The organism is Pseudomonas sp. 2848 (assembly GCF_003253945.1).
Lineage (GTDB): Bacteria > Pseudomonadota > Gammaproteobacteria > Pseudomonadales > Pseudomonadaceae > Aquipseudomonas.
Genome location: NZ_QKZD01000006.1, coordinates 97,804 through 122,619, shown reverse-complemented (window position 1 = coordinate 122,619; position 24,816 = coordinate 97,804). Strand labels below are relative to the sequence as shown.

Annotated in this window: 21 protein-coding genes; 14 read left to right on the top strand and 7 right to left on the bottom strand. The window is 64.8% G+C overall.

Translation table 11 applies throughout. The annotated features are described in order from the left end of the window. Positions 1–44: 44 nt before the first annotated feature. Positions 45–2,135 (top strand): TonB-dependent siderophore receptor, encoded by a 2,091-nt coding sequence (locus tag DFS21_RS13615; RefSeq protein ID WP_111532495.1) that lies wholly within the window; start codon positions 45–47, stop codon positions 2,133–2,135. Positions 2,136–2,612: 477 nt separating this feature from the next. Here DFS21_RS13615 and aguA read toward each other — a convergent pair whose 3' ends face one another. Next, complete coding sequence (gene aguA, locus DFS21_RS13605; RefSeq protein ID WP_111532493.1) at positions 2,613–3,719, bottom strand: agmatine deiminase; 1,107 nt, start codon at positions 3,717–3,719, stop codon at positions 2,613–2,615. 204 nt (positions 3,720–3,923) lie between these two features. Further along, the gene (locus DFS21_RS13600; protein ID WP_111532492.1) at positions 3,924–6,824 is read right to left on the bottom strand and encodes an aminotransferase; all 2,901 of its coding nucleotides are present in this window, start codon (positions 6,822–6,824) and stop codon (positions 3,924–3,926) included. A 169-nt stretch (positions 6,825–6,993) separates the two neighbouring features. On the opposite strand from DFS21_RS13600, the gene rfbB reads away from it, so the two are divergent. The 7 genes from rfbB to DFS21_RS13565 are packed head-to-tail and all read left to right on the top strand — an operon-like array spanning position 6,994 to position 14,054. Further along, positions 6,994–8,076: a dTDP-glucose 4,6-dehydratase gene (gene rfbB, locus DFS21_RS13595; RefSeq protein WP_111532491.1), complete on the top strand. Its 1,083-nt coding sequence runs from the start codon at positions 6,994–6,996 to the stop codon at positions 8,074–8,076. Beyond that, on the top strand, positions 8,073–8,948 hold the full coding sequence (gene rfbA, locus DFS21_RS13590; protein WP_111532490.1) for a glucose-1-phosphate thymidylyltransferase RfbA: 876 nt from the start codon (positions 8,073–8,075) through the stop codon (positions 8,946–8,948). Before rfbB ends, rfbA begins: the two co-directional genes overlap by 4 nt. Next, on the top strand, positions 8,945–9,493 hold the full coding sequence (rfbC, locus tag DFS21_RS13585) for a dTDP-4-dehydrorhamnose 3,5-epimerase (RefSeq protein WP_111532489.1): 549 nt from the start codon (positions 8,945–8,947) through the stop codon (positions 9,491–9,493). Before rfbA ends, rfbC begins: the two co-directional genes overlap by 4 nt. Next, positions 9,490–10,350 (top strand): dTDP-4-dehydrorhamnose reductase, encoded by an 861-nt coding sequence (rfbD, locus tag DFS21_RS13580; protein WP_111532488.1) that lies wholly within the window; start codon positions 9,490–9,492, stop codon positions 10,348–10,350. The genes rfbC and rfbD overlap by 4 nt, the downstream gene beginning before the upstream one ends. A 40-nt stretch (positions 10,351–10,390) precedes the next feature. Continuing rightward, positions 10,391–12,205, top strand: a complete 1,815-nt coding sequence (locus DFS21_RS13575) for an ATP-binding protein (protein WP_110700193.1) — start codon at positions 10,391–10,393, stop codon at positions 12,203–12,205. Then, entirely contained in the window at positions 12,202–13,602 is a 1,401-nt protein-coding gene (locus DFS21_RS13570; RefSeq protein ID WP_102683446.1) for a sigma-54 dependent transcriptional regulator, read from the top strand. Before DFS21_RS13575 ends, DFS21_RS13570 begins: the two co-directional genes overlap by 4 nt. Then, entirely contained in the window at positions 13,599–14,054 is a 456-nt protein-coding gene (locus DFS21_RS13565) for a YiiD C-terminal domain-containing protein (protein WP_110700188.1), read from the top strand. Before DFS21_RS13570 ends, DFS21_RS13565 begins: the two co-directional genes overlap by 4 nt. A 109-nt stretch (positions 14,055–14,163) precedes the next feature. On the opposite strand, the gene cysQ is transcribed toward DFS21_RS13565, so the two are convergent. Together cysQ and nudE are read right to left on the bottom strand one after the other, a co-directional pair. After that, positions 14,164–14,997 carry a 3'(2'),5'-bisphosphate nucleotidase CysQ gene (gene cysQ / locus DFS21_RS13560; protein WP_111532487.1) on the bottom strand — a complete coding sequence of 278 codons (834 nt, stop codon included), beginning with the start codon at positions 14,995–14,997 and terminating at the stop codon, positions 14,164–14,166. Next, positions 14,994–15,560 carry an ADP compounds hydrolase NudE gene (nudE, locus tag DFS21_RS13555; protein WP_023630347.1) on the bottom strand — a complete coding sequence of 189 codons (567 nt, stop codon included), beginning with the start codon at positions 15,558–15,560 and terminating at the stop codon, positions 14,994–14,996. The genes cysQ and nudE overlap by 4 nt, the downstream gene beginning before the upstream one ends. A gap of 64 nt (positions 15,561–15,624) precedes the next feature. On the opposite strand from nudE, the gene yrfG reads away from it, so the two are divergent. Beyond that, complete coding sequence (gene yrfG / locus DFS21_RS13550) at positions 15,625–16,287, top strand: GMP/IMP nucleotidase (RefSeq protein ID WP_111532486.1); 663 nt, start codon at positions 15,625–15,627, stop codon at positions 16,285–16,287. A gap of 95 nt (positions 16,288–16,382) precedes the next feature. On the opposite strand, the gene lysM is transcribed toward yrfG, so the two are convergent. Further along, complete coding sequence (gene lysM / locus DFS21_RS13545; protein WP_111532485.1) at positions 16,383–16,823, bottom strand: peptidoglycan-binding protein LysM; 441 nt, start codon at positions 16,821–16,823, stop codon at positions 16,383–16,385. 175 nt (positions 16,824–16,998) lie between these two features. Between lysM and fdhD the strand changes: the two genes are divergently transcribed. From fdhD to DFS21_RS13520, 5 genes are all read left to right on the top strand, one after another. After that, positions 16,999–17,826, top strand: a complete 828-nt coding sequence (fdhD, locus tag DFS21_RS13540; protein ID WP_102683452.1) for a formate dehydrogenase accessory sulfurtransferase FdhD — start codon at positions 16,999–17,001, stop codon at positions 17,824–17,826. Between the two features lie 8 nt (positions 17,827–17,834). Then, the gene (locus tag DFS21_RS13535) at positions 17,835–20,180 is read left to right on the top strand and encodes an FdhF/YdeP family oxidoreductase (RefSeq protein ID WP_110700180.1); all 2,346 of its coding nucleotides are present in this window, start codon (positions 17,835–17,837) and stop codon (positions 20,178–20,180) included. Between the two features lie 223 nt (positions 20,181–20,403). Next, a complete protein-coding gene (locus DFS21_RS13530; protein WP_046857505.1) occupies positions 20,404–20,886 on the top strand; it encodes a glycine zipper domain-containing protein in 483 nt (160 codons plus the stop codon). Positions 20,887–21,095: 209 nt separating this feature from the next. After that, entirely contained in the window at positions 21,096–21,905 is an 810-nt protein-coding gene (locus tag DFS21_RS13525) for a protein-glutamate O-methyltransferase CheR (RefSeq protein WP_110700178.1), read from the top strand. Positions 21,906–22,023: 118 nt separating this feature from the next. Then, entirely contained in the window at positions 22,024–22,680 is a 657-nt protein-coding gene (locus DFS21_RS13520; protein WP_102683455.1) for a response regulator transcription factor, read from the top strand. Here the strand turns inward: DFS21_RS13520 and DFS21_RS13515 are convergent. Together DFS21_RS13515 and DFS21_RS13510 are read right to left on the bottom strand one after the other, a co-directional pair. Further along, on the bottom strand, positions 22,670–23,104 hold the full coding sequence (locus DFS21_RS13515; protein ID WP_110700176.1) for a thioesterase family protein: 435 nt from the start codon (positions 23,102–23,104) through the stop codon (positions 22,670–22,672). The two genes, DFS21_RS13520 and DFS21_RS13515, sit on opposite strands and share 11 nt — an antisense overlap. A gap of 149 nt (positions 23,105–23,253) precedes the next feature. Further along, the gene (locus tag DFS21_RS13510; protein WP_110700174.1) at positions 23,254–24,795 is read right to left on the bottom strand and encodes a phosphoenolpyruvate carboxykinase; all 1,542 of its coding nucleotides are present in this window, start codon (positions 24,793–24,795) and stop codon (positions 23,254–23,256) included. Between the last annotated feature and the right edge of the window lie 21 nt (positions 24,796–24,816).

Below are 24,816 nucleotides of genomic sequence, written 5' to 3'. Positions count from 1 at the left end.
TACCATTCGCGCCCAATTTCTCACTCCTCCCTTGGACGCCTTCGATGCCTGCCCCCTGCCGCCTTTCACCCTTGACCCTGGGCCTGTCGCTGCTGTTCAGCGCCGGCCTGGCCAGTGCTGCCACCACGACCCTGCCGGAAACCTCGGTGACAGCCGACAGCACCCGCGAAGAGGACAACCCGCGAGTCAAGGACGTGACCACCGCGACCCGCACCTCGACCCCCGCGCGCTACGTGCCACAGGCCATCGATTCGGTGAAGACCCGCAACGTGCTGGACTACGGCAGCAGCAACCTGGGCAAGGCACTGGAAGGCATCCCCAACGTCAGCAGCGGCGCCGACACCCGCTTCGACAGCCTGCGCATTCGCGGCTTCGACGCCAGCAACGACTTCTACCTGGACGGTGTCCGCGACGACAGCCAGTACACCCGTGATCTGCACAACATCGAGCGGGTCGAGGTGCTCAAGGGCCCGGCCGCGGTGCTTTATGGCCGTGGCAGCCAGGGCGGTATCGTCAACCGGGTGAGCAAGGCGCCGGAGCACGGCCGCCGCTCGACCATCGAGGCACAAGGTGGCAGCCAGGACCTGCGCAGCCTGTATGCCGACCTCAGCGCCGACCCCAGTGATACCCTCAGCCTGCGCCTGAACCTGGGCAACGAGGACAAGAACAGCTTCCGCGACGGGATCGATGGCAACCACCGCCAACTGTTCGCCCCGTCCATGAGCTGGCAGATCACCCCCGAACTGAACTGGCTGGTGCAGTACGAGTACAGCCGCTACGACCGCACACCCGACCGTGGCATCCCCGGCAACCCGCTCACCGGGCGCCCCGCCGATGTCAGCCGCAAGACCACCTACGGCGACACCCAGCGCGACTACATCAACGACCGCGCCGAGTCGCTGCGCTCGCGCCTGAACTACGAGCTGAACGATCAGTGGCAACTGCGCCACACCTTCAGCCTGTTCACCCTGGAGAGCGACTTCGACAACACCTACCTGACCGCCTACCGCCCCGCTGCCGGTCTGGTGGACCGCCAGCGCTGGCAGCAGGACCTGAGCACCCGCAACCTCTACAACACCATCGAACTCGAAGGTCATGTAGAAACCTTCGGTCTGGAGCACACGCTGCTGGTTGGCCTGGAAATGGGCGAGCAGCGTCGCAACTCGCTGCTGAGCCAAGGCGTAGGCGTTCCCTCGGTACCGCTGCAGGGGGCCACGGCCAGCCAACAGCACAACGGCATCATGCGGGTGTCCAGCAACAACCACACTGATGTCGAGAGCCGAGGGATCTACCTGCAGGACCAGATCCGCCTCAACGACCAGTGGCAGCTGCTGGCCGGCGTGCGCTTCGACCAGTTCGAGGTGGACACCACCAACAAACTGCGCAACATCTCGGAAAAGCAGAAGGACAACAGTTTCAGTCCGCGTATCGGCGTGGTGTACACCCCCTGGCAGGACCACTCCTTCTATGCCTCCTGGAGCAAGACCTACTCTCCGGTCGGTGGCGGCCTGATCGGCATCACCCCCGGCGCGGCCGGCAACGCCAACCAGACCGACCCGGAACAGACCCGGCAGAAGGAAATCGGGGTCAAGAGCGAATGGTTCGACGAACGCCTGAGCACCACCCTGGCGATCTACGAACTGGAACTGTACAACCGCCGTACCCGCGACCCGATCAACCCGGAACTGATCCAGCTCAGCGGCCTGCAACGCTCGCGCGGCATCGAGCTGACCGCCACCGGCAACGTGGTGGGCAACTGGTACGTGCGCGGCGGCATCGGTCTGCAGGACGCGACCATCGTCAAGGACAACAACGGCCAGCAGGGCAACCGCATCAATGATGTGGCCAAACGTAACGCCAGCCTGTTCGTGACCTGGAAGCCGGAGCTGGGCTGGTACGCCGAAACCGGTTTGACCCTGGTCGGCGACCGCTACGCCGACAACCAGAACACCGTGATCCTGCCGGGCTACGGCCGCTGGGACGCGCTGGCCGGTTATCGCACCCACGACTGGGATGTTCGCGCGGCGTTGAGCAACATCACCGACAAGACCTACTACAGCTCGGCCACCAGCGCGGCGCAGATCCAGGTGGGCGATCCGCGCAGCCTGGTGGTGACCGGGACCTACAGCTTCTGAGTTGCAATCCGGAGCGGACGTCAAGGACGGGTCGCCCAAACGAAAACGCCACCGCAATTGCGGTGGCGTTTTTTTCTGCGGCGGGATCCTTCCCGGTCAATGCCAGACAGCCAGCAGAGCGTCGAGCTCTTCCTCGCTGATCAGGCCTTGGGGGTATCGCCCATCCAGCAGGCGTCGTGGGTCGGTCGTCCTGACCCGATCGTCTCCATGACGTTTCAACCACTGAGCCAGGATTCTGAGCGATTGGTGACTGGCCGCCGTTGAGGGCAAAGCCGACTCACTTGCTGCGTTCATTTCCTCACGTACTCCCTGGGCCGAGTGAGCGGCTAAGTTACTTCAGATGCGTTACAGAATGGCGTAGGCCCATTCGTCTGAAGTACGAGGAAAAATCAATACAATTGCTGTGCCATGCCGCCCGACCGACTATCGCGAGCAAAAAAAACCCGCCTTTCGACGGGTTTTTCACTCATTGGCCGATCAACGTTTTACCGGAGCCGGTTGCTGCTGGGTCAGGCAGTGGATGTTGCCACCGCCTAACAGCAGCTCACGCCCCGGGATCATCACCACTTCGTGATCCGGGAAGACCTTGGCCAGGATAGCTCTGGCTTGCGCATCAGCAGGGTCGTCGAAGCTCGGCGCGATGATGCCGCCATTGACGATCAGGAAGTTCACATAGGACCCGGCCAGGCGTACCGAAGGGTCACGCTCTTGGCTGCCCACCACATGATCGACGCCATCGCATTCGGCCTGGGTGGCGTAAAGCGGCCCCGGAATCGGCATCTTGTGCACCACGAACTCGCGCCCTTTGGCGTCGCGGGTGTTTTTCAGCACCTCGTAGGCGGCGTGGCAGCGCGCATAGTTGGGGTCATTGGAATCATCGGTCCAGGCCAGTAACACTTCGCCTGGGCTGACGTAACAGCAGAAGTTGTCGACGTGGCCATCGGTCTCGTCGTTGTACAGGCCGTCCGGCAGCCAGACGATGGTCTCGACCGCCAGGTGCTCGCGCAGGATCTCCTCGATCTGTTCGCGATCCAGGTGCGGGTTGCGGTTGCGGTTGAGCAGGCATTCTTCGGTGGTGATCAGGGTGCCTTCGCCATCGACGTGGATCGAACCGCCTTCGAGCACGAAGCCTTCGGTGTGGTAACGCTGCACGCGCTCCATCTCCATGACCTTGGCGGCCAGCTCCTCGTCACGGTTCCAGGGCGCGTACAGGCCGCCATCGAAGCCGCCCCAGGCGTTGAAGCCCCAGTCCACGCCGCGTACCTCGCCGTGGTCGTTGATGACGAAGGTCGGGCCGGTGTCACGCACCCAGGCGTCGTCGTTGCTGATCTCGACCACGCGGATGTTGGGCAGGTCGAGCTGGCGACGGGCGTTCTCGTACTGGCCGGCGGACACCGCCACGGTGACCGGCTCGAAGCGGGCGATGGCCTTGGCCAGGGTCACATGCGCGGCCTGTGCCGGCTTGCCGCCCAGGCGCCAGTTGTCCGGACGCTCCGGCCAGACCATCCACACCTGGGTCTGCGGGGCCCATTCGGCGGGCATGTGGAAACCGTCGGCGCGGGGGGTCGAGTTGAGGGTCTTCATGGGTAACCTCTGCGAAGGCCCGGTGCCAGGGGCGCCAGGTCAGTGATCGAAAAAGATGCAGGCTCGCCAGTATAGGCAGCGTAATGATCAGCCGATATTACAACCGATAAATATCGACTTTAAATAGCTGATCACAAAATATTTAGGCATAAAAAAGCCTGGCAAACCGATAACAATCGACTTGCCAGGCCCGCATGCCGTGACTCAGAGCCCTTCGCCGAGGACCCGCTCCACGCTGTCGACGAAGTAGTCCACGCTGGCCCGCGTGGTGCACATCGGTGGCTTGATCTTCAGGATGTTCAGGTAGTCGCCGGTCGGTTGCATGAAGATCCCCAGGTCACGCAGGCGATCGCACAGAATCATGGTCTCCTCGGTCGCTGGTTCCAGCGTCTGGCGATCGCGCACCAACTCCAGTCCCAGGTAGAACCCGGAACCATGGGCGGCGCCGGCAAGCGGATATTTATCGACCAATGCCTGCAGGCGAGCCTTGAAGTAACGGCCCACGTCTCGGGCGTTGTCCCACAACCCTTCATCACGCATTACGTCCAGCACCGCCATGCCGATGCGGCAACTGACCGGGCTGCCACCGGCCGACGAGAAGAAGTAGCCCTCGGCCTCCAGCGCCTCGGCGATCTCGCGCCGGGTGATCACCGCACCCAGCGGCTGGCCGTTGCCCATGCCCTTGGCCATGGTGATGATGTCCGGCACCACGTCCTGCTCCTCGAAACCCCAGAAATACTCGCCCAGGCGCCCGTAACCGACCTGCACCTCGTCGGCGATGCACACCCCGCCGCGCTGGCGCACCTTGGCGTAGGCCTCGCGCAGGTAGCCCGGCGGCAGCGAGATGCCCCCGGCGTTTCCGTATACCGGCTCGCAGATAATCCCGGCCAGCTGGCGACCACGGGCGTCGAGGTCGGCCAGCTTGGCATCGACATCGCGCAGGTAGTCGGCGGCGCTGTCGGCGCCCCGGTAGCGCCCGCGGAAGGTATTCGGCGCCTCCACCGGATGCACCCAGTCCGGCCGGGTCTCCAGGGCCTGGGGGTTGTCGGCGATGGAGGTGGAGATCGCGTCAGTAGCCACCGACCAGCCGTGGTAGGCCTCCAGCACGCTGAGCAGATCGCGCCCGCCGCTATAGGCCCAGGCCAGACGGATCGCCAGGTCATTGGCCTCGGTGCCGCTGTTGACCAGGAACACCCGGTCGAAGCCCTCCGGGGCCACTTCCAGCAAGCGCTCGGAAAACTCGGCAATGGCCGCATAGTGGAAGCGCGAGTTGGTGTTGACCAGCGACCACTGGCGCGCCGACTCGGCGGCCATGCGCGGATGACCATGGCCAAGCACCGCGACATTGTTGAGCATGTCCAGATAGGAACGGCCCTGCATGTCGATCAGGTAGTTGCGCCAGCCACGCTCGATATGCGGAGGCTGGGCGTAGTAATGCTTCTGCGAGCGGGCGAAGCTGGCATCGCGACGGGCCAGCAGGGCTTGCGCGTCGGCCAGCGGCTCGGCATCGCAGTCGAAGCCCAGCAGGGTGCGCGGTGACGGGCACAGGGCCAGCCAGGCGGCAGCGTGAGAAGGCGTGGCGAAAAACGGTGGACAGGTATCGGTATCCACGCACAGTTGCACGCGGATAAACCCACAGGTCGCGCCGATGGCCTGGCCCTTGAGCAACGCCTGCCCATCGGTCGGTGCCTCCTCCAGGCCATCGAGCCACAGGCTCCAGTGCGCGGTGCGCAGGCAGCCACGGCCATCGCCGATGCATTGCCATACCCCAGCAGCGGGCGCCTGCAACGCGGTGCCGGGCAACAGGTTCAGCTCCACGCCCAGGGCGCAGGTAGCCGGTTCTTCAGGCCGGTCGATGTGGGTTTGCGACAGGCGGTACTGCCCATGCAGGCTGCTCGCCGGCCCCGGCTGGGCAGCAAGCTGGCGCTGGTCAAAGCCGGGTTGCTCCCAGTTGCCCGCCTCGCAGCAGGGGCTGAGCACGCCCAGGTCGACCCGGGTCACCGCCTCGCTGTTCAGCGTCGGCAGCAACACGGCGCAATCGCCAAGATCGATGCCGGCCGGCTTGCGCCCAGCCGCCTGGAGGATCGCCGCCTCCATCAAAGCCGCGGGCACGGAGCAAGCGGTATCGAAGATTTCCCATTCATGGGCGATGTTGTCGCGGGTGTATCGGTTGTCCGGATCGATGGCCAGTTGCTGCTCGCTGCTGAGCACCAGCACGGCCGCGCGGTTGAGTACCAGCGGCCAGAGGGCACGCAACTCGGCATCATGCAGGGGATTCACGGCATGATAGGCGCTGACCGCCGGCAAGATCCGCAGCGGGTCGCCCTCGGCGTGATGCAGCAAGGCCGCGCAGGTCACCGACAGATCGGCGATGCGCCAGGTACGCACCAGGTCACCGAAGTCGATGACACCCTGCACCTGCCACTGCCGCTCTGCATCGCGCGCCCAGACCACGTTGTCGTCGGTGATGTCCAGGTGCACGGCCTGGATCGGCAGCAGGTCGACCAACGGTTGCAGACGTGCGGCTGCCGCCTGGGCGACCTGCTCCACCTGCGCCCGGCGCTGGGCATCCTGCAACACGGGCGACAAATGCGGGATCAGTACCTGGGCATGGCGCGGATCCCACTGCAAGGTGCGCTCGAGGCCTGGATGGTCGAAATCGGCCAGCGCCTTATCGACACGGGCGCAAAGCGTACCGAGCTCAACCATCACCCGCGCCGGCAGGTGGCCCAGGCGGGTCAGTGGCTGCCCGTCGATGAAATCGAGCAGGCGGGCCCGCAGCGGCTGGTCATCGACCTCGAGGTCCAGCAATAGCCCGCCGGTACTGGCTGTGCGCACTACCGGCACTGGCACGCCTTGCCCATGCAGGAACGCCAGCGCCGCGTGCTGGGCCTGCAGTTCGACTTGCGCATAGCTGCCATGGCAGACCTTGAGCACGAAGCGGCCCTGGTCGCTGTCCACGCGGAAGTTGAGGTCCTGCTGGCTGCCCAGCACCTGCAACGTGCCCTGCAAGTCGTAGTACGACCTCAGCAGGGCATGGGCATGGGCCTCGCCAAGTGAAGGACTGGGCTGGCTCGAACGCTGGATCAGGGTGCTCAGGGGCATGAACGGGGAACCTCGTTTTTTTGTCGCTTATATCGCCACCACCGAGGGTGATAAGCAAGTGGCAGCCTTGCACAGACGACAGGCCGTCGTGCATTCACGACTTGCCACGAGCGGCCCCAGCCAACAAGCTAGGCATCTGGCAATACACTTTCCGCACAGGCACCCGCACATGCGCATTCTCGTCACCGGCGGCGCCGGCTTCATCGGCTCGGCCCTGGTCCGCTATCTGATCGAACACACCGATCATGAAGTGCTCAATCTCGACAAGTTGACCTACGCGGGCAACCTGCAGTCGCTGCAGCGAATCGCCGACCACCCCCGCTATGAATTTGTCCAGGCCGATATCGCCGACCAAGTCAGTGTCAGCGCCATGCTTGCCAGGTTCCAGCCACACGCCATCATGCATCTGGCCGCGGAGTCGCACGTCGACCGCTCCATTGATGGCCCAGCGGACTTCATCCACACCAATATCGTCGGCACCTACAGCCTGCTGGAGGCCGCTCGCGGCTACTGGAGCTCGCTGGAAAAGCCTGCCCGCGACAGATTCCGCTTCCACCACGTTTCCACCGACGAAGTGTTCGGCGACCTGCACGGCCCCGACGGACTGTTCGATGAAAATACCCCGTACGCCCCGAGCTCTCCCTACTCGGCCAGCAAGGCGGCAGCCGATCATCTGGTCCGCGCCTGGCAACGTACCTACGGCCTGCCGACAGTGATCAGCAACTGCTCCAACAACTACGGCCCATATCACTTCCCCGAGAAACTGATCCCGTTGATCATCCTCAATGCCCTGGCCGGCAAACCGCTTGCGGTGTACGGCGATGGTCAGCAAGTCCGCGACTGGCTGTACGTCGAGGATCACGTCCGCGCCCTGCTCCGGATCGTAACCACTGGAGAGGTCGGCCAGACCTACACCATCGGTGGCCACAACGAGCAGAAGAACATCGACGTGGTGCAGGCCGTGTGTGCGCTGCTGGAAGAGCTGGCCCCTGCGCACCCCGCCGGGGTGACCCGCTACGCCGACCTGATCACCCACGTCCAGGATCGCCCAGGACATGACCTGCGCTACGCTATCGATGCTGGCAGGATCGAGCGTGAGCTCGGCTGGGTACCGCAGGAAACCTTTGCCTCGGGCTTGCGCAAGACCGTGCAATGGTACCTGGACAATCTCGAGTGGTGCCGCCAGGTCCAGGATGGCAGCTATCAAGGTCAGCGCCTGGGCAATTCAGACTTCAAGGACCTGATCGCATGACCAAAGGAATCGTCCTGGCCGGCGGCACGGGCACCCGCCTGCACCCCATCACCCTCGGTGTCTCCAAGCAGCTGCTGCCGATCTACGACAAACCGATGATCTACTACCCGATCTCGGTGCTGATGCTCGCCGGCATCCGCGACATCCTGCTGATCTCCACGCCACAGGATCTGCTGCAGTACCGCCAGTTGTTCGGTGACGGCAGCCAGCTCGGCATTCACATAAGCTATGCCGAACAGCCGTCCCCCGACGGGCTGGCACAGGCGTTCCTGATCGGCGAATCGTTCATCGGTGACGATGCCGTGTGCCTGATCCTCGGCGACAACGTTTTCCACGGCCAGGGTTTCAGCGAACAGCTGCAACGTGCGGTGCGCCAGCCCTCGGGCGCCACCGTGTTCGGCTATCGGGTCAAGGACCCGGAGCGCTTCGGCGTGATCGAGTTCGACGCCGATGGCCGGGCGTTGTCGATCGAGGAAAAACCCAGGCAACCCAAATCCAGCTATGCCGTGACCGGCCTGTACTTCTACGACAACGATGTGGTGAACATCGCCAAGAGTATCCGCCCGTCAGCCCGCGGCGAACTGGAGATCACCGACATCAACAACGCCTACCTGGCACGCGGCGACCTGCGCGTAGAACGCTTCGGCCGTGGCTTCGCCTGGCTCGACACCGGCACCCATGACAGCCTGCTGGAAGCCTCGCAGTACGTGCAGACCCTCGAGCATCGCCAGGGGCTGAAGGTGGCCTGCCTGGAAGAGATCGCCTTCCAGAACGGTTGGATCAGCCGTGAGCAACTGCTGGCCAAGGCCTGCGAACTGCAAAAGACCGGCTACGGCCAATACCTGAGCCAGCTGGCCGAAGAACAGCCATGAATGTCATCGCCACCGCACTCCCCGGCGTCCTGATCATCGAGCCCAAGGTGTTCGGTGACAGCCGCGGATTCTTCTACGAAAGCTACAACGCCCGCGACTTCGCCCTGCGCACCGGCATCGACACGCCATTCGTCCAGGACAACCACTCTCGCTCCCGACACGGCGTGCTGCGTGGGCTGCACTACCAGTTGCAGAATGCCCAGGGCAAGCTGGTCCGCGTGCTGCAAGGCGATATCCTCGACGTGGCGGTGGACATCCGTCGCAGCTCGCCAACCCTGGGCCAGTGGGTGGCGGTGCGACTGTCTGCCAACAACCACCGCCAGCTGTGGCTGCCACCCGGTTTCGCCCATGGTTTCCGGGTGTTGAGCGAATCGGCCGAGGTGCTCTACAAGACCACCGACTACTACAACCCCGACGCCGAGCACAGCATACGCTGGGACGACCCGCAGTTGGCCATCGACTGGCAGCTGAACGGCCTGCAACCGTTGCTGTCGGCCAAAGACCAGGCCGCCATGTCATTTGCCGATGCGCAGCTGCTCCCATGAAGATCCTCGTCTGCGGCCGCCACGGCCAGGTTGCACTGGCACTCAAGGAATCATTGCACGGCCTGGGCGATGTACAGCGGCTCGGTCGTGACGGGTTCGACATGGCCCAACCGGAGCAACTGCGCGCCTCGCTGCGTCAGATGGCGCCCGACCTGATCATCAATGCCGCCGCCTACACGGCAGTCGACCAGGCCGAAAGCGAAATACAGCAGGCCCACGCCATCAACGCCGAAGCGCCCCGGGTACTGGCCGAAGAAGCCGCACGGCTCGGCGCACCGCTGATCCACTACTCCACCGACTATGTCTTCGACGGCAGCAAACCAGCCCCCTACAACGAGGATGACGCCCCCAATCCACTGGGCGTCTATGGCCGAAGCAAGCTGGCGGGCGAACAGGCCATCACCGCAGTCGCCGGTGAACATCTGATACTGCGCACGAGCTGGGTCTATTCGTTGCATGGACGCAACTTCCTGCTGACCATGCAGCGCCTGCTTCAGGAACGTCCACAGCTGAAAGTCGTCAACGACCAGATCGGCGCCCCAACCTGGGCGGGCACCCTCGCCGCCAGCACCCGCGCGCTGATCGAGCGCTGGTGCAACGGCCAGGCAGGCGCCTGGGGCACCTACCACCTGACCGCCCAGGGTGAAACTTCCTGGTTCGGCTTCGCCCAGGCAATCGCTGACCAGCTCAAGGCCCAGGGGCGGTCTTGCGCCGAGCTGCTGCCGATCCCTTCCAGCGAGTACCCGACACCGGCAAGACGACCGCTCAACTCACGCCTGGATTGTTCGCGCCTGGCCCGTGAATGGCACGTCTGCCAACCGCACTGGCACGATGCACTCATCGACTGCCTCAAGTAGCGCATAATTGCGCCAGACCTTTCTGGCGCAATCAACCGCGATGATCCCAAGACCCACGCCTCCCCGCCGCCCCCGCTGGCGCAGCCTGGCCCTGCTGGCGCTGTGCCTGGCCCCGCTGCTGTGGCCGCTGCACCACCTGGCCGAGCGCTACTACCAGGATGAACTGGCCTCGCAGAACCGCCAGACCCTCGACCTCTACGTCGCCAACCTGCTGGGCACCCTGCACCGCTACGAAACCCTGCCAAAGATCCTCGGCGACCTGCCGGCGCTGCGCGGCGTGCTGGCCGACCCGTTGCGCCTCGAGGCGGTGACCAACGCCAACCGGTTGCTCAAGGGCATCACCCAGCAGACCGGTGCCGAGGTGATGTACCTGATGGATATCAGCGGCAACACTCTGGCCGCGTCCAACTGGGACAAGCAGGACAGCTTCGTCGGCCGCAACTTCTCGTTCCGCCCGTACTTCATCGAGGCGATGGAGGGGCGGCTGGGGCGGTTCTTCGGCCAGGGCACCACTTCGGCCAAGCGCGGCTACTTCTTCGCTGCCGCCGTCCATGATCGCGACAAGGTAATCGGCGTGCTGGTGGTCAAAGTCGACCTCGACCACACCGAAACCCTGTGGGGCCGCACGCCGGAACAACTGCTGCTGACCGACCAGAACGGCGTGGTGGTGCTCACCTCGCGCCCGGACTGGCGTTTCCGCGCCACCCGCGAATTGACCGCGGCCGAGCGCCAGGCCATCGTCGCCATCCAGCCCTACCCGACCCAGGCCCCGCAGCCGTTGAGCCTCAACCGCGACGCCTGGCTGGTCCAGACCCGCGACATCAAGGAAACCGGCTGGCAAGTGAACATCCTCGCCCCGCGCCTGCTGGTCGATCGCTCAGTGCAGACGGTCATGGCCATCGGTGGCGGTGCGCTGCTGGTGACCATGCTCCTGGCTGGCCTGGTGATGCAGCGCCGACGCCACTATATCGACCGCATCGACTTCGAGGCCCTTGCCCGGCAAGAGCTGGAAAAGCGCGTGATCGAGCGCACCGCCGACCTGGAAGGCCTCAATACCCGCCTCAAGAGCGCGGTGCTGGAGCGCGAAAGCGCCCAGCAGGAGCTGGTGCGCGCCCAGGACGAACTGGTCCAGGCCGGTAAACTGTCGGTACTGGGCACCATGTCGGCGAGCATCAGCCATGAGCTCAATCAACCGCTGGCGGCGATTCGCAGTTATGCCGAGAACGCCGAGATTCTCCTCGACCATCAGCGCACCGAAGATGTGCGCGGCAACCTCAAGCTGATTGGCGAACTGACCGGGCGCATGGCTTCGATCATCGCCCACCTGCGCGCCTTCGCCCGCCGCGACCAGCACGCCCCGGAGAGCGTTGCCCTGCAACCGGCCCTGGATGATGCCCTGGCGCTGCTGGCCAAGCGTCGCCGAGCCATGGCCGTGGAACTGGTGCGCGACCTGCCCGAGGCCACGCTGTGGGTACAGGCCGGCGAGACCCGCCTGCGCCAAGTGCTGGGCAACCTGCTGGCCAACGCCCTCGATGCCCTGACCGAAAAAGCCAACCCGCGCAGGCTGTGGCTGAGTGCCGAGCGCCAAGACGGCTGCGTCTACCTGTACATTCGCGACAATGGCCCAGGCTTCAGCCGCCAGGCGCTGGAGCACGCCAAGGAGCCGTTCTTCACCACCAAGACCCGCACCCAGGGCCTCGGCTTGGGGCTGGCCATCTGCGAAAGCCTGATGCACGCGCTCGGCGGCGAGCTACTGCTGGGCAACCACCCGGAAGGCGGCGCCCTGCTGACCCTGAAACTGCGCGTGGCCAAGCCCGGCGCCAACCTGCAATCTTCGGAGGATACCTCGGCATGAGCACCGAGACACCGATCGACAGCCGTGCCCAGGTGATCCTGGTCGATGATGACCCGCACCTGCGCCAAGCCCTGAGCCAGACCCTGGACCTGGCCGGGCTCAAGGTGGTGGCCTTGGCCGACGCCCAGGGCCTGGCCGAACGCCTGGAGGAGGACTGGCCGGGCGTGGTGGTCAGCGATATCCGCATGCCCGGCATCGATGGCCTGCAACTGCTGGAGCAACTGCACGCCCGTGACAGCGAACTGCCGGTGCTGCTGATTACCGGCCACGGCGATGTGCCACTGGCAGTGCAGGCCATGCGCGCCGGGGCATATGACTTCCTGGAGAAACCCTTCGCCAGCGACGCCCTGCTCGACAGCGTGCGCCGCGCCCTGGCCCTGCGCCGCCTGGTGCTGGACAATCGTAGCCTGCGCCTGGCCCTGAGCGATCGCCAGCAGTTGGCCACGCGCCTGGTCGGGCAATCCCCCGGCATGCAGCGCCTGCGCGAGCAGATCGGCGCCCTGGCCGGCACTCGCGCCGACGTGCTGATCCTTGGCGAGACCGGCGCCGGCAAGGAAGTGGTGGCGCGTGCCCTGCACGACCTGTCGAGCCGACGCGACGGCCCGTTCGTGGCGATCAATGCCGGCGCCCTGGCCGAGTCGGTGGTCGAGAGCGAACTGTTCGGCCATGAGCCGGGCGCTTTCACCGGTGCGCAGAAGCGCCGCATCGGCAAGTTCGAATTCGCCAATGGCGGCACGCTGTTCCTCGACGAAATCGAAAGCATGAGCCTGGATGTTCAGGTCAAGCTGCTGCGCCTGCTGCAGGAGCGGGTGGTCGAGCGCCTGGGCGGCAACCAGCTGATCCCGCTGGATATCCGTATCATCGCCGCCACCAAGGAAGACCTGCGCCAAGCCGCCGACCAAGGGCGTTTCCGTGCAGACCTGTACTACCGCCTGAACGTCGCACCGCTGCGTATCCCCGCGCTGCGTGAGCGCGGCGACGACATCCTGGTGCTGTTCCAGCACTTCGCCGACGCCGCCAGCGAACGCCATGGCCTGCCGCCCCACAACCTGCAACCGGCGCAGCGTGCCCTGCTGCTGCGCCACGACTGGCCGGGCAATGTACGCGAGCTACAGAATGCCGCCGAACGCTTCGCCCTTGGCCTGGAGCTGGCCCTTGATGGCCAGGCGCCTGCGGCGGCCAACGATATCCATGTCCCGGTGCCGGCCGGTAACCTCAGCGAGCAGGTCGAGCAGTTCGAGCGCTCGCTGATCGCCGCCGAGCTGATGCAGCCGCACAGCTCCATGCGCAGCCTCGCCGAGGCCCTTGGCATCCCGCGCAAGACCCTGCACGACAAACTGCGCAAGCACAGCCTGAGCTTTGGCGGGCACGACGACCAGGAGGACAACCGTCAATGAGCAACGACAGCCAGTACCTGCAGTCCGTACTGCACAGCGATATTCCGCTGACCCGCGAGATGGGCATGGAAGTCATCGATTGGCAGGCGCACACCTTGCGCCTGAAGCTGCCATTGGCGCCCAACGTCAACCACAAGAGCACCATGTTCGGCGGCAGCCTGTATTGCGGCGCGGTGCTGGTGGGCTGGGGCTGGCTGCACCTGCGTCTGCGCGAGCTGGGGATCGATGACGGGCATATCGTCATCCAGGAAGGGCAGATCAGCTACCCGCTGCCAGTCACCGGGGCTGCCGTGGCGCGTTGCCCGGCGCCGGACGAGAAGACCTGGGAGCGGTTCCTGACGATGTACCAGCGTCGCGGGCGGGCGCGGCTGACGCTGGAGACGATGGTGAGCAACGAGGGTAGTGACGAGACTGCGGTGACGTTCAGCGGGCAGTACGTGCTGCATCGCTGAAAGGATCGTTCTAAAAAAATCCCCTCAAGACAGTTGCTCCCACAAAGATAACGGTGACTCCTGTGGGAGCCGGCTTGCCGGCGATGGGCGCGTAGCGGCCCCGACGAGCTCAAGCTTTGATCGCACTCGCCAGTTCGACGAGCGCCTGACGCCATTCAGCCGCGCGGGGCAACGCCAGGAAGAACGGATTGAGCAGCGACTCACGCGGTGGGTAGCGGAACGGCAACCCGTCCAGCCCGATCACTTCGCCCCCGGCTCCCTCCAGCACGCCCTGGGCAGCCGCAGTATCCCACTGCGAGGTCGGCGCCAGCCGCGGATAACAGTCGGCACTGCCTTCGGCCAGCAGGCAGAACTTCAGCGAGCTGCCGATGTTGGCCAGTTCCAGCTCCCCCACCGCACTCCCAAGCCCCGCCAGCAGCGCTTCCTGCTCCGGACTCGAATGCCGACGGCTGGCGACAACGGTAAACCGCTCCTGTGCCGGTGGGGCATTACGCACCTGGATCGTTTGAGCCTCTTCGTTACGCTCGGCCCTCCAGGCACCGAACTCGCGCCCACCGGAGTAACAGCGGCCATTGGTTGGCATCGCCACCACACCGAACACCACCTCGCCGTTTTCGATCAGCGCGATGTTGACGGTGAACTCCTCGCTACCGGCGATGAACTCCTTGGTGCCATCCAAAGGATCGACCAGCCACCAGCGCTGCCAGCCTGCGCGGGTTGCCAGCGGGATGTCGCAGTCCTCTTCGGAGAGCACCGGAATCTGCGGCGCCAACGCCTGCAAGCCATCGGCGATAACCCGATGGGCCGCCAGGTCGGCAGCGGTCACCGGTGAATCGTCGGCCTTGTTGCTTACCGCCACGTCAGCGCGCCAGAACGGCAAGGTCGCCTCGCCGGCCAACAAGGCGAGCTTGGCGATGTCCTGCATCAGTTGCCGATCATTCATACGCTCAACACCCCACGCTGGATCAGCAGGTCACGGGCCAGGTACAGCGCCGCCAGCGCCCGGCCTTCGCTGAACTGCGGGTGCATGGCCAGGGCCGAGAGCTCGCGCAGGTTGACCTTGTCGACGCGCATCGGCTCGGGTTCGTCGCCCTCCAGACGCTCTTCGTACAGATCGGTGGCCAGGACCACCTGGATCTTCTGGCTCATGTAACCGGGCGACAACGACAGCTCTGTCAGGTGTTCCAGCTGACGCGCGCCGAAACCGGCCTCTTCCTTGAGCTCCCGGTCGGCGGCGGCGAGCACGTCCTCGCCCGGTTCGATCAGGCCCTTGGGCAACGACAGCTCGTATTCGTCGGTACCGCCGCAATATTCCTCGACCAGCACGGCATGCTCGGCATCGAGCATGGCCACGATCATCACTGCGCCATAGCCGTTGCCACGGCCGACCAGTCGCTCATAGGTGCGCTCGGTACCGTTGGAGAAGCGCAACTGCACGGCTTCGACGCGGAACAGGCGGCTGCTGGCGACGATCTCGCGGCTGAGGACGGTGGGTTTCTGGCGCATGGGGCGGCTCCTTGGCGTGAACGGGTTACTATACCGTGGCTTGCCGACTGATCGAGAATTTCCCATGCCCGTTCTTCCCTGGTCCGCCATCGATACCGTCCTGCTGGACATGGACGGCACCCTGCTCGACCTGCATTACGACAACCGCTTCTGGCTGGAGCACTTGCCCCAGCGCTACGCCGAGCTGCATGGCGTGAGCCGGGCCATGGCCGAGCTCGAGCTGCGCCCGCTGTTCGAACAGCATGCCGGCACGCTCAACTGGTACTGCCTGGACTTCTGGAGCCGTGAACTGCGCCTGCCAATCCGCGAGCTCAAGCTGGAGATCGCCGACCTGATCGCCTTGAAGCCGGATGCCGATACCTTCCTCGCCGCCATTCGCAAGGCCGGCAAGCGGGTGGTGATGATCACCAACGCGCACCGTGACTCGCTGTCGTTGAAGCTGGAGCGGGTTGAACTGGCGCCTTACTTCGAACGGCTGATCAGCTCGCACGACTATGGCTATCCAAAGGAGAGCCCGCAGTTCTGGGATGCGTTGCAGGCAGACATCGGCTTCGAGCCGACGCGCAGCCTGTTCATCGATGACACCCTGGCGATTCTGCGCAGTGCCCGGCAATTTGGCGTGGGGCACCTGCTGGCTGTGCGCCAGCCGGATAGTCGGGCCGAGCCACGCGATACCCAGGAGTTCGGGGCAGTAGAGGATTATCGGGCGTTGCTGGCAGGGTTGTAACTGCGCATTCGCCCCGTAGGGGCGGCTTCAGCCGCGATCACCCGCGACGCGGGTGCCAGGCACCGCGGGCTAAAGCCGCTCCTACAAGCGCCCCCTCAGTCAGGAATACGCAGCACTTGCCCCGGATAGATCTTGTCCGGATGTTTGAGCATCGGCTTGTTAGCCTCGAAGATCTTGTTGTACTTGTTGGCGTCGCCATAGACACGCTTGGAGATGGCACTCAAGGTGTCACCCTTCTCGACCTCGATGAACCGGGCCGCCTGGGCCACCGGCCCGGTGACGGTGATCTGGTCATCCACCGAGGCCACGCCAGCGATATTGCCGGCCGCCAGGATGATCTTCTCTTTCTCTTCCTGGCTGCTTACCTCGCCCTTGAGGATGACCTTGTCACCCTCTACAGTGGCCGAGATGTTCGGGTTGCCCAAACCAACGTCCTGGACGTGTTTCTTCAACTGTTCCTCGGCATTGGCATTGCCGGGGGTCAGCAGGTCGATCAACTTCTCGCCGGCTTCCTTCACGAAACTGAACAGGCTCATGTGGCGCTCCTTTGATGGTGAATCCATGGAAGCAGGAGTCTAGGCCAGGATCGGCCATCCCGCCCCGCTGCGACCAATCGACGCGCTCTATCACGACATAGACGCTAGCGATTAGACGCCACCGGTACAGGGGCCTAGGCTTGTGGGGTCAAACTGCCAGCCGGTATTCGCCCCGATGAACAGCAAGCCACCGGTCTGCGCGGCGTCCACGCCCTTTGCCCTGCCCGCCGCCAGCAACACCTACGACTATGTCCAGCTTTCCGATGCCGCCCGCGACAATACCCCGCTGGCCGAGGAAGTGGCGCTGGCGATCGTCTACAACGGCCTGAACCAGGCGGTGATGCTGGTCAGCCCGACCGACCTGGAAGACTTCGCCGTCGGCTTCAGCGTGGGCAGCGGCATCGTCGCCGGTACCGAGGAAATCTACGATGTGAAGCTCTCCGGCAGCGGTTCGGCGCTGTATGCCGACCTGGAGATCTCCAGCCGCGCTTTCTGGAACCTGAAGAATCAGCGCCGTCAGCTGGCCGGCACCAGCGGCTGCGGCCTATGCGGCGTCGAGGCCCTGGAGCAGGCATTGCCCGAACTGAAGGTGCTGCCCGGGGCGCCGTTGCCGCCCGCGCACTGGCTGAAAGACCTGCGCCAGCGCATCGATGCCTTCCAGCCACTGGGCCAGCACTGCGGCGCGGTGCACGCGGCACTGTTCATGGACCGCGACGGCCAGCTGCTGCTGGGCCGCGAGGACATTGGCCGGCACAACGCCCTGGACAAGCTGATCGGCGCCCTGCTGCGCCAGCGCATCGACACCCAAGGGGGGCTGGCCATCGTCACCAGCCGCTGCAGCCTGGAACTGATCCAGAAGGTCCTGCGCGCCGGCATCCAGACCCTGGTGAGCCTTTCCGCGCCCACCGGCCTGGCCCTGCAATGGGCCCGCAAGCACAACCTCAACCTCATTCATCTGCCCAAACACAGCGCACCGCGGGTGTTCAGCCCAGCGGCGGAGTAGCAACAGCCGTGACCTCCTACGAAAAACTGCCAGACAACGCCCCCGCCTCCACCCCTCGCTACAAACCTTATCCCGGCCCCGCCGGAGGCTGGGGTGCGCTGCGCAGCGTGGCCAAGGCCTGGGTGGGCAGCGACAACGCCCTGAAGAACATCCGCGCCCTGCTCAAGACCAACCAGAACGGCGGCTTCGACTGCCCCGGCTGCGCCTGGGGCGACTCGCCCGAAAGCGGCATGGTCAAGTTCTGCGAGAACGGCGCCAAGGCGGTCAACTGGGAAGCCACCAAGCGCCGGGTGGACGCCGCGTTCTTCGCCCGCTACAGCGTGAGCGCGCTGCTGGGGCAGAGCGACTACTGGCTCGAGTATCAGGGCCGACTGACCGAGCCGATGGTCTATGACCCGCTCACCGACCGTTACCGGCCGATCGACTGGGACGCCGCCTTCGCCCTGATCGCCCGGCACCTGAACAACCTGGCAAGCCCCGACCAGGCCGAGTTCTATACCTCCGGCCGGGCCAGCAACGAGGCGGCCTATCTCTATCAGCTGTTCGTGCGCGCCTACGGCACCAACAATTTCCCCGACTGCTCGAACATGTGCCACGAGGCCAGCGGCGTGGCCCTGGGCCAGAGCGTCGGCGTGGGCAAGGGCACGGTCACCTACGACGATTTCGAGCACGCCGACACGATCTTCGTCTGGGGCCAGAATCCCGGCACCAACCACCCCCGCATGCTCGACCCGCTGCGTGACGCGGTGAAACGCGGCGCCCAGGTGGTGTGCGTCAACCCGCTCAAGGAGCGTGGCCTGGAGCGTTTCCAGCACCCGCAGAACCCGTTGGAGATGCTGACAAACAGCGACCGTCCGACCAACACGGCATTCTTCCGCCCGGCGCTGGGCGGCGACATGGCGCTGCTGCGCGGCATGGCCAAGTTCCTGCTGCAGTGGGAGCGCGAAGCCCAGGCCAACGGTGCGCCGGGGGTCTTCGACCATGCCTTCATCGCCGAACACGGCCATGGCGTGGACGACTACCTGGCGGTGGTCGACGCTACTCCATGGGAGCAGATCCAGGCCCAGTCCGGACTGATCCTAGCCGATATCGAGCTGTCGGCACGCATGTACTGCAAAGGCAAACGCGTGATCATGTGCTGGGCCATGGGCATCACCCAGCACCGCCACTCGGTGCCGACCATCCAGGAAATCGTCAACCTGATGCTGCTGCGCGGCAACCTCGGGGTACCGGGCGCCGGCCTGTGCCCGGTGCGCGGCCACAGCAACGTGCAGGGCGACCGCACCATGGGCATCAACGAACGCCCACCGGTGTTCCTGCTCGATGCCATCGAAAAACGCTTCGGCTTCCCGGTGCCACGCCACAACGGTCACAACACCGTCGAGGCCATCCACGCCATGCTGGAAGGCCGGGCCAAGGTGTTCATCGGCTTGGGCGGCAACTTCGCCCAGGCCACACCGGACACCGAGCGCACCGCCCAGGCGCTGCGCAACTGCGAGTTGACCGTGCACATCAGCACCAAGCTCAACCGCAGCCACCTGATTCACGGCAAACAGGCGTTGATCCTGCCATGCCTGGGCCGCACCGATATCGACCTGCAGGGCGAAGGCCCGCAGGCGGTGACGGTGGAGGACTCCTTCAGCATGGTCCACGCCTCCAACGGCCAGCTCAAGCCGCTGTCTCGACAGATGCGCTCGGAGCCAGCCGTGGTTGCCGGCATCGCCGCCGCCACCCTGGGCAAGCAGCCAGTGGACTGGCACTGGCTGGTGGCCGACTACGACCGCATCCGCGACCTGATCGCCGACACCATACCGGGCTTCACCGACTTCAACGAGCGTCTGCGACTGCCCGGCGGCTTCTATCTCGGCAACAGCGCCGGCAGCCGCCAGTGGAAGACCGCCAGCGGCCGCGCCAACTTCAAGGCCAACCTCCTACCGGACAGCCTGCTCGACGAACGCGTGCGCGCCAGCGGCCAGCTCCCGGACCTGATCATGCAGTCGATGCGCTCGCACGATCAGTACAACACCACCATCTATGGCATGGATGATCGCTACCGCGGCGTGCGCGGCCAACGCGACGTGCTGTTCGCCAACGAAGCCGACATCGTCCGTCTGGGCTTCCAGCCGGGGCAGAAGGTCGACATCGTGTCACTGTGGGGTGATGAGCACGTACGCCGGGTGCATGGCTTCACCCTCCTGGCGTTCGACATCCCCGCCGGCCAGGCGGCGGCGTACTACCCTGAGGTGAACCCGCTGGTGCCGCTGGAGAGCATCGGTGACGGCAGCCACACGCCGACGTCGAAGTTCATCGCCATCAAGCTGGAGCGCGCGCGGGACGACGGGCGCATCATCTGATTCGCGCCCGGCAAAGCTGAACGCCGCCCACAAAAAAGCCCTGTTCCACAACGGTTCAGGGCTTTGTCATAAGTACCTCAGACAAGCAAAAATCGAGAAAGTTTCATACATAATTCAATAACTTAGAGAATTGTGTACAACTCGTGCTACTCGTCGGATTCCGATTGCCAGCCGCTTCGCCGAGCTTCAAATTCCGCTTCGTCATCCCTCTGAGGCTCTCTTGATGAAGAAGTACTCCTCGATTCTGTTGTTGTCTTTCGGTCTGCTCAGCGGCGTTGCCATGGCAGGCGGCACCACCGAGGCCGGCATTGGCGGCGCATTGGGTGGGGTACTGGGCTCCGTGGTGGGCAACTCCATCGGTGGTAGCACCGGCGGCGCCATTGGTGCCGGCCTGGGCGGCGCGGCCGGCGGTGCCCTGGGTGCCGACAAGCGCCAGCGCGGCGAAGCGGCCATCGGTGGCGCACTGGGCGCGGCCGGCGGCAACGTGGTTGGTCGCTCGGTGGGCGGTACCACCGGTAGCTACATCGGTGCGGCGGCCGGCGGTGGCGCCGGGGGCGCACTGGGTAACTACATGGGCAACAAGGCCGACGAAGACGAGCGCCATGAATCGCGCCGCTACCGTCGTGACTACGATGACCGCCGCCATTACGACCGCGGCCATCACTACGGCCACCGCAAGCACAAACGCCACTGGCGCCATGACTGATCGCCAGGCTTAAGCCTGACGCCTAAGGCCCTGCCCTCACCGGCAGGGCCTTTTCGTTTGCAGACAAGCCAGGGGATTAAGGGCCACCCCGATATGGAGGCCACTAGCCACTAGTTATCATCGCTGTTTCGACCACGTACAGGACGCAGGGAATGCGCGCGACCTTCACCGATCTCATCTGTCTGCCCCGAGCCAGGAGAGGCTGAAGGATGCCCAGCCGCCGCCCGCCACTGCTCAGCGAAGCCGGCTTTGCTTCGATACGCCAGCGCGTGATGCAGGCTACCGGCGTGCAACTGGCCGATGATCGCCGGGCCGTGGTCGCGGCACGTCTGCACAAGCGCCTGAAGGCGCTGGGCCTGGCTAGCTTCGAGCATTACCTCAGCTTGCTCGAAAGCCCACAGGGCACAAACGAGCACGAGCACCTGCTGCGCCTGCTGGTCGCCCGCGACAGCTACTTCTTTCGCGAACATCGCCATTTCGAATGCCTGGCCCGCTGGCTGGCCGAGCTCGACCACCCCGCTCGCCTGTGGAGCGCAGCCTGCGCCACCGGCGAGGAGGCCTGGAGCCTGGCCATGGTCGCCGCAGAAAAAGCCCGCCACCCAGGCTGGCAGCTGGTGGCCAGCGATTTCGACCCGCAACTGCTGGAAACCGCAGGCGCCGGGATCTACGACATCGCCCAGGCCCGCTACTTCCCCGAGGGCTGGCTGACCCGGCACTGCCTGTGCGGCGTCGGCGAGACGGCCGGGCGACTGCGCATCGCACCCGCCCTGCGCGAGCAGGTACGCTTCGAGGCCATCAACCTGATCCGGCCCCTGCCTGCCCACCTCGGCAGCTTCGACGTCATCTTGTTGCGCAACCTGCTGTCGAGCCTGGCGCCACGCTACAAGAGCGAGATGCTCCAGCAGTTGCTAGCGCACCTGCGCCCCGGTGGCCTGCTGATCATCGGCCACAGCGAAAGCGTCCACGCACTGGGCCTGCCCCTGCGCCCGCTACTGCCGTCGGTGTTCGAACGCCTATGATAATAGGCACTGCCGCGCCAATCGGCAGACAAGGACTGATCGCGCAGTTGCGCGGCAGTGCGCTTTCGGATCGAGCAGGCCTGCCGCCCCCCTTCCCTTGCGAAACAGGCCCTAATCCATGCCTTGCCGAATCCTGCTTGCCGATCATTCGCCCCTCTTCCGCGCCGGCCTGCGTGCCTTGCTGGAGCAGAAGAAAGATTTCGTCGTTGTGGGCGACACCGGTGATGCCATGAATGCCGTGAGCCTGGCCGAAAAGCTCAAGCCGGACATCGTGGTGCTCGACATGAGCGGCGAACTGGACGGCCAACAGGCCCTGCAGGAACTGTTCATCCGCGCTCCCGCCAGCCGGGTGCTGATGTTCTCGCCACGCTCGGAGCTTGAGCATGTAATGAGCTGCCTGCAGCTCGGCGCCCATGGTTTCCTGCTCAAGAACGCCACGGTGACCGAGCTGGAGCAGGCCCTGCAGACCCTGCGCGGCGGTGGCCAGTACCTGTCTTCGGCGGTGCTGCCGATGGTCATCGGCCAGGCCCTCAAGCACAGCCGCAAGCGCGTTGCCAACCAGGTCCAGCCGCCGCCCCTGACCACCCGCCAGCTGGAGATCCTGCGCCTGATCGCCCGGGGCGAGACCACTCGCTCCATCGCCGACGGCCTGGGGTTGAGCATCAAGACCGTAGAGGCGCACCGCTCGCAGATCATGCACCGCCTGCAGATCCACGACGTGCCCGGCCTGGTGCTGTTCGCCGTGCGCGAAGGGATCATTCGCCTCAACGATTGAGTGACAGCCCGGCGAGGATCAGTTGCAGCGTTTCCGGAAGTGCCGCCGGGCGGCCCGACACGCGTTCGATGAACACCTGCACCACCCCACCCGCCGCGCAGGCTTCGGTCTCGCCCGGGCGGAACAGCGCCAGGCTGAACTCAACGGTGCTGCCCGCCAGACGGGTCACCCCCAGGCCCACCTCAAGCACGTCGGGAAAGCCAGGCAAGGCGAAGAAGTCTGCCGCAGAACTCACGACGAAAGCGGCCAGCTCACCGTCGCGCAGGTCCAGCTCGGCCTGTTCGACCAGGAAAGCCTGGATCGCGGTTTCGAAGAAGGCATGCACGGTTGAGCCAGCGAGGTGGCCGTTGTGGTCGTTGTCCTGGGGACGGGTGAGGATGGGGTGGAAATGGGAGAAGGCGGAGCGTTGCGGAGACTCGGTCATGGGGCCATCTGCATTCTAGTGGGTACCCTGCCAGTGAAACAGATTCTGCCAGTACTGTATCGCCCCCATCGCAGACCAAACCCGTTCCTACATCGAATAACGAAAAAGCCGCCCCGAGGGGCGGCTTCCTTATCCGAACCGGCAGCAGCTTACAGCTGCGGACCAGCGGCCTTGATGGCGTCGGAAACGTCGAACTTCTTGAAGTTCTCGGTGAACAGTGTGGCCAGGCCCTTGGCAGCTTCGTCGTAGGCAGCCTTGTCAGCCCAAGTGTTGCGCGGGTTGAGCAGCTCGGTCTCGACGCCCGGAACGACCTTCGGCACGTCCAGGTTGATGATGTCCAGGTGCTCGGTCTCTGCACCGACGAGCGCGCCGCTCTGGATGGCAGCGATCACGCCACGGGTGGTGGGGATGCTGAAGCGCTTGCCAACGCCGTAGCCACCACCGGTCCAGCCAGTGTTGACCAGGTAGACCTTGGAGCCGAACGCCTTGATGCGCTTGATCAGCAGCTCGGCGTAGACGCCGGCTGGGCGCGGGAAGAACGGTGCGCCGAAGCAGGTGGAGAAGGTCGACTTGATGCCGCTGCCCGAACCCATTTCGGTGGAACCGACCAGCGCGGTGTAGCCGGACAGGAAGTGGTAGGCCGCCTGCTCGTTGTTCAGGATCGACACTGGCGGCAGCACGCCGGTCAGGTCGCAGGTCAGGAAGATGACCGCGTTCGGCTCGCCGCCCAGGTTCTTCTCGGATACCTTGGCTACGTGGGTCAGCGGGTAGGCTGCACGGCTGTTCTGGGTCAGGCTCACGTCGGCGTAGTCGGCGTGCTTGGCATCGTCGATGACGACGTTTTCCAGCACGGCGCCGTGCTTGATGGCTTTCCAGATGACCGGCTCGTTCTTCTCGGACAGGTCGATGCACTTGGCATAGCAACCGCCTTCGATGTTGAAGACCACGCCTTCGCCCCATCCGTGCTCGTCGTCACCGATCAGGTAGCGGCTTTCATCGGCCGACAGGGTGGTCTTGCCGGTGCCTGACAGGCCGAAGAACAGGGTGACGTCACCCGCTTCGCCGATGTTGGCGGCGCAGTGCATCGGCAGCACGTCGGCGGCCGGCAGCAGGAAGTTCTGCACCGAGAACATGGCTTTCTTCATTTCACCGGCGTAACGCATGCCGGCGATCAGCACTTTCTTCTGGGCGAAGTTGATGATCACGCAGCCGTCGGAGTTGGTGCCGTCACGCTCTGGCACGCACTCGAAGTTGGCGACGTTGAGAACCTGCCACTCATCGCGGCCAGCCGGGTTGTACTGGGCCGGGTTGATGAACAGGCAACGGCCGAACAGGTTCTGCCAGGCGGTCTGGGTGGTCATCTTGACCGGCAGGTAGTGCTCGGCGGCAGCGCCTACGTGAACGTAGGAAACGAAGTGATCCTGGGCGTTGTTGAACGCCTCGACGCGGTCCCACAGGGCATTGAACTTGTCGGCCGGGAACTTGCGGTTGATCGGGCCCCAGCCAATCTGGTCCTGGGTGGAAGGTTCTTCGACGATGAAACGGTCAGCCGGCGAACGGCCGGTGCGATGACCGGTTTCCACCACCAGCGCGCCGGTATCGGCCAGCACGCCTTCACCGCGGGACAGCGCTTCTTTTACCAGCTCATCGACGCTCAGGTCGGTGTACACGGTGTTGTTGGCTTGCGTCATGAGATACCCCATCCGGCCCGA

Bases quoted from the DNA above. Each gene is read 5' to 3' on its own strand.
- DFS21_RS13515 (WP_110700176.1), bottom strand. From the start codon at position 23,104: ATGACCGAGTCTCCGCAACGCTCCGCCTTCTCCCATTTCCACCCCATC.
- cysQ (WP_111532487.1), bottom strand. From the start codon at position 14,997: ATGAATGATCGGCAACTGATGCAGGACATCGCCAAGCTCGCCTTGTTG.
- DFS21_RS13520 (WP_102683455.1), top strand. From the start codon at position 22,024: ATGCCTTGCCGAATCCTGCTTGCCGATCATTCGCCCCTCTTCCGCGCC.
- DFS21_RS13570 (WP_102683446.1), top strand. From the start codon at position 12,202: ATGAGCACCGAGACACCGATCGACAGCCGTGCCCAGGTGATCCTGGTC.
- rfbB (WP_111532491.1), top strand. From the start codon at position 6,994: ATGCGCATTCTCGTCACCGGCGGCGCCGGCTTCATCGGCTCGGCCCTG.
- DFS21_RS13615 (WP_111532495.1), top strand. From the start codon at position 45: ATGCCTGCCCCCTGCCGCCTTTCACCCTTGACCCTGGGCCTGTCGCTG.
- rfbC (WP_111532489.1), top strand. From the start codon at position 8,945: ATGAATGTCATCGCCACCGCACTCCCCGGCGTCCTGATCATCGAGCCC.
- DFS21_RS13600 (WP_111532492.1), bottom strand. From the start codon at position 6,824: ATGCCCCTGAGCACCCTGATCCAGCGTTCGAGCCAGCCCAGTCCTTCA.
- rfbA (WP_111532490.1), top strand. From the start codon at position 8,073: ATGACCAAAGGAATCGTCCTGGCCGGCGGCACGGGCACCCGCCTGCAC.
- DFS21_RS13575 (WP_110700193.1), top strand. From the start codon at position 10,391: ATGATCCCAAGACCCACGCCTCCCCGCCGCCCCCGCTGGCGCAGCCTG.
- DFS21_RS13530 (WP_046857505.1), top strand. From the start codon at position 20,404: ATGAAGAAGTACTCCTCGATTCTGTTGTTGTCTTTCGGTCTGCTCAGC.
- DFS21_RS13565 (WP_110700188.1), top strand. From the start codon at position 13,599: ATGAGCAACGACAGCCAGTACCTGCAGTCCGTACTGCACAGCGATATT.
- fdhD (WP_102683452.1), top strand. From the start codon at position 16,999: ATGAACAGCAAGCCACCGGTCTGCGCGGCGTCCACGCCCTTTGCCCTG.
- nudE (WP_023630347.1), bottom strand. From the start codon at position 15,560: ATGCGCCAGAAACCCACCGTCCTCAGCCGCGAGATCGTCGCCAGCAGC.
- DFS21_RS13510 (WP_110700174.1), bottom strand. From the start codon at position 24,795: ATGACGCAAGCCAACAACACCGTGTACACCGACCTGAGCGTCGATGAG.
- lysM (WP_111532485.1), bottom strand. From the start codon at position 16,823: ATGAGCCTGTTCAGTTTCGTGAAGGAAGCCGGCGAGAAGTTGATCGAC.
- rfbD (WP_111532488.1), top strand. From the start codon at position 9,490: ATGAAGATCCTCGTCTGCGGCCGCCACGGCCAGGTTGCACTGGCACTC.
- DFS21_RS13525 (WP_110700178.1), top strand. From the start codon at position 21,096: ATGCCCAGCCGCCGCCCGCCACTGCTCAGCGAAGCCGGCTTTGCTTCG.
- aguA (WP_111532493.1), bottom strand. From the start codon at position 3,719: ATGAAGACCCTCAACTCGACCCCCCGCGCCGACGGTTTCCACATGCCC.
- yrfG (WP_111532486.1), top strand. From the start codon at position 15,625: ATGCCCGTTCTTCCCTGGTCCGCCATCGATACCGTCCTGCTGGACATG.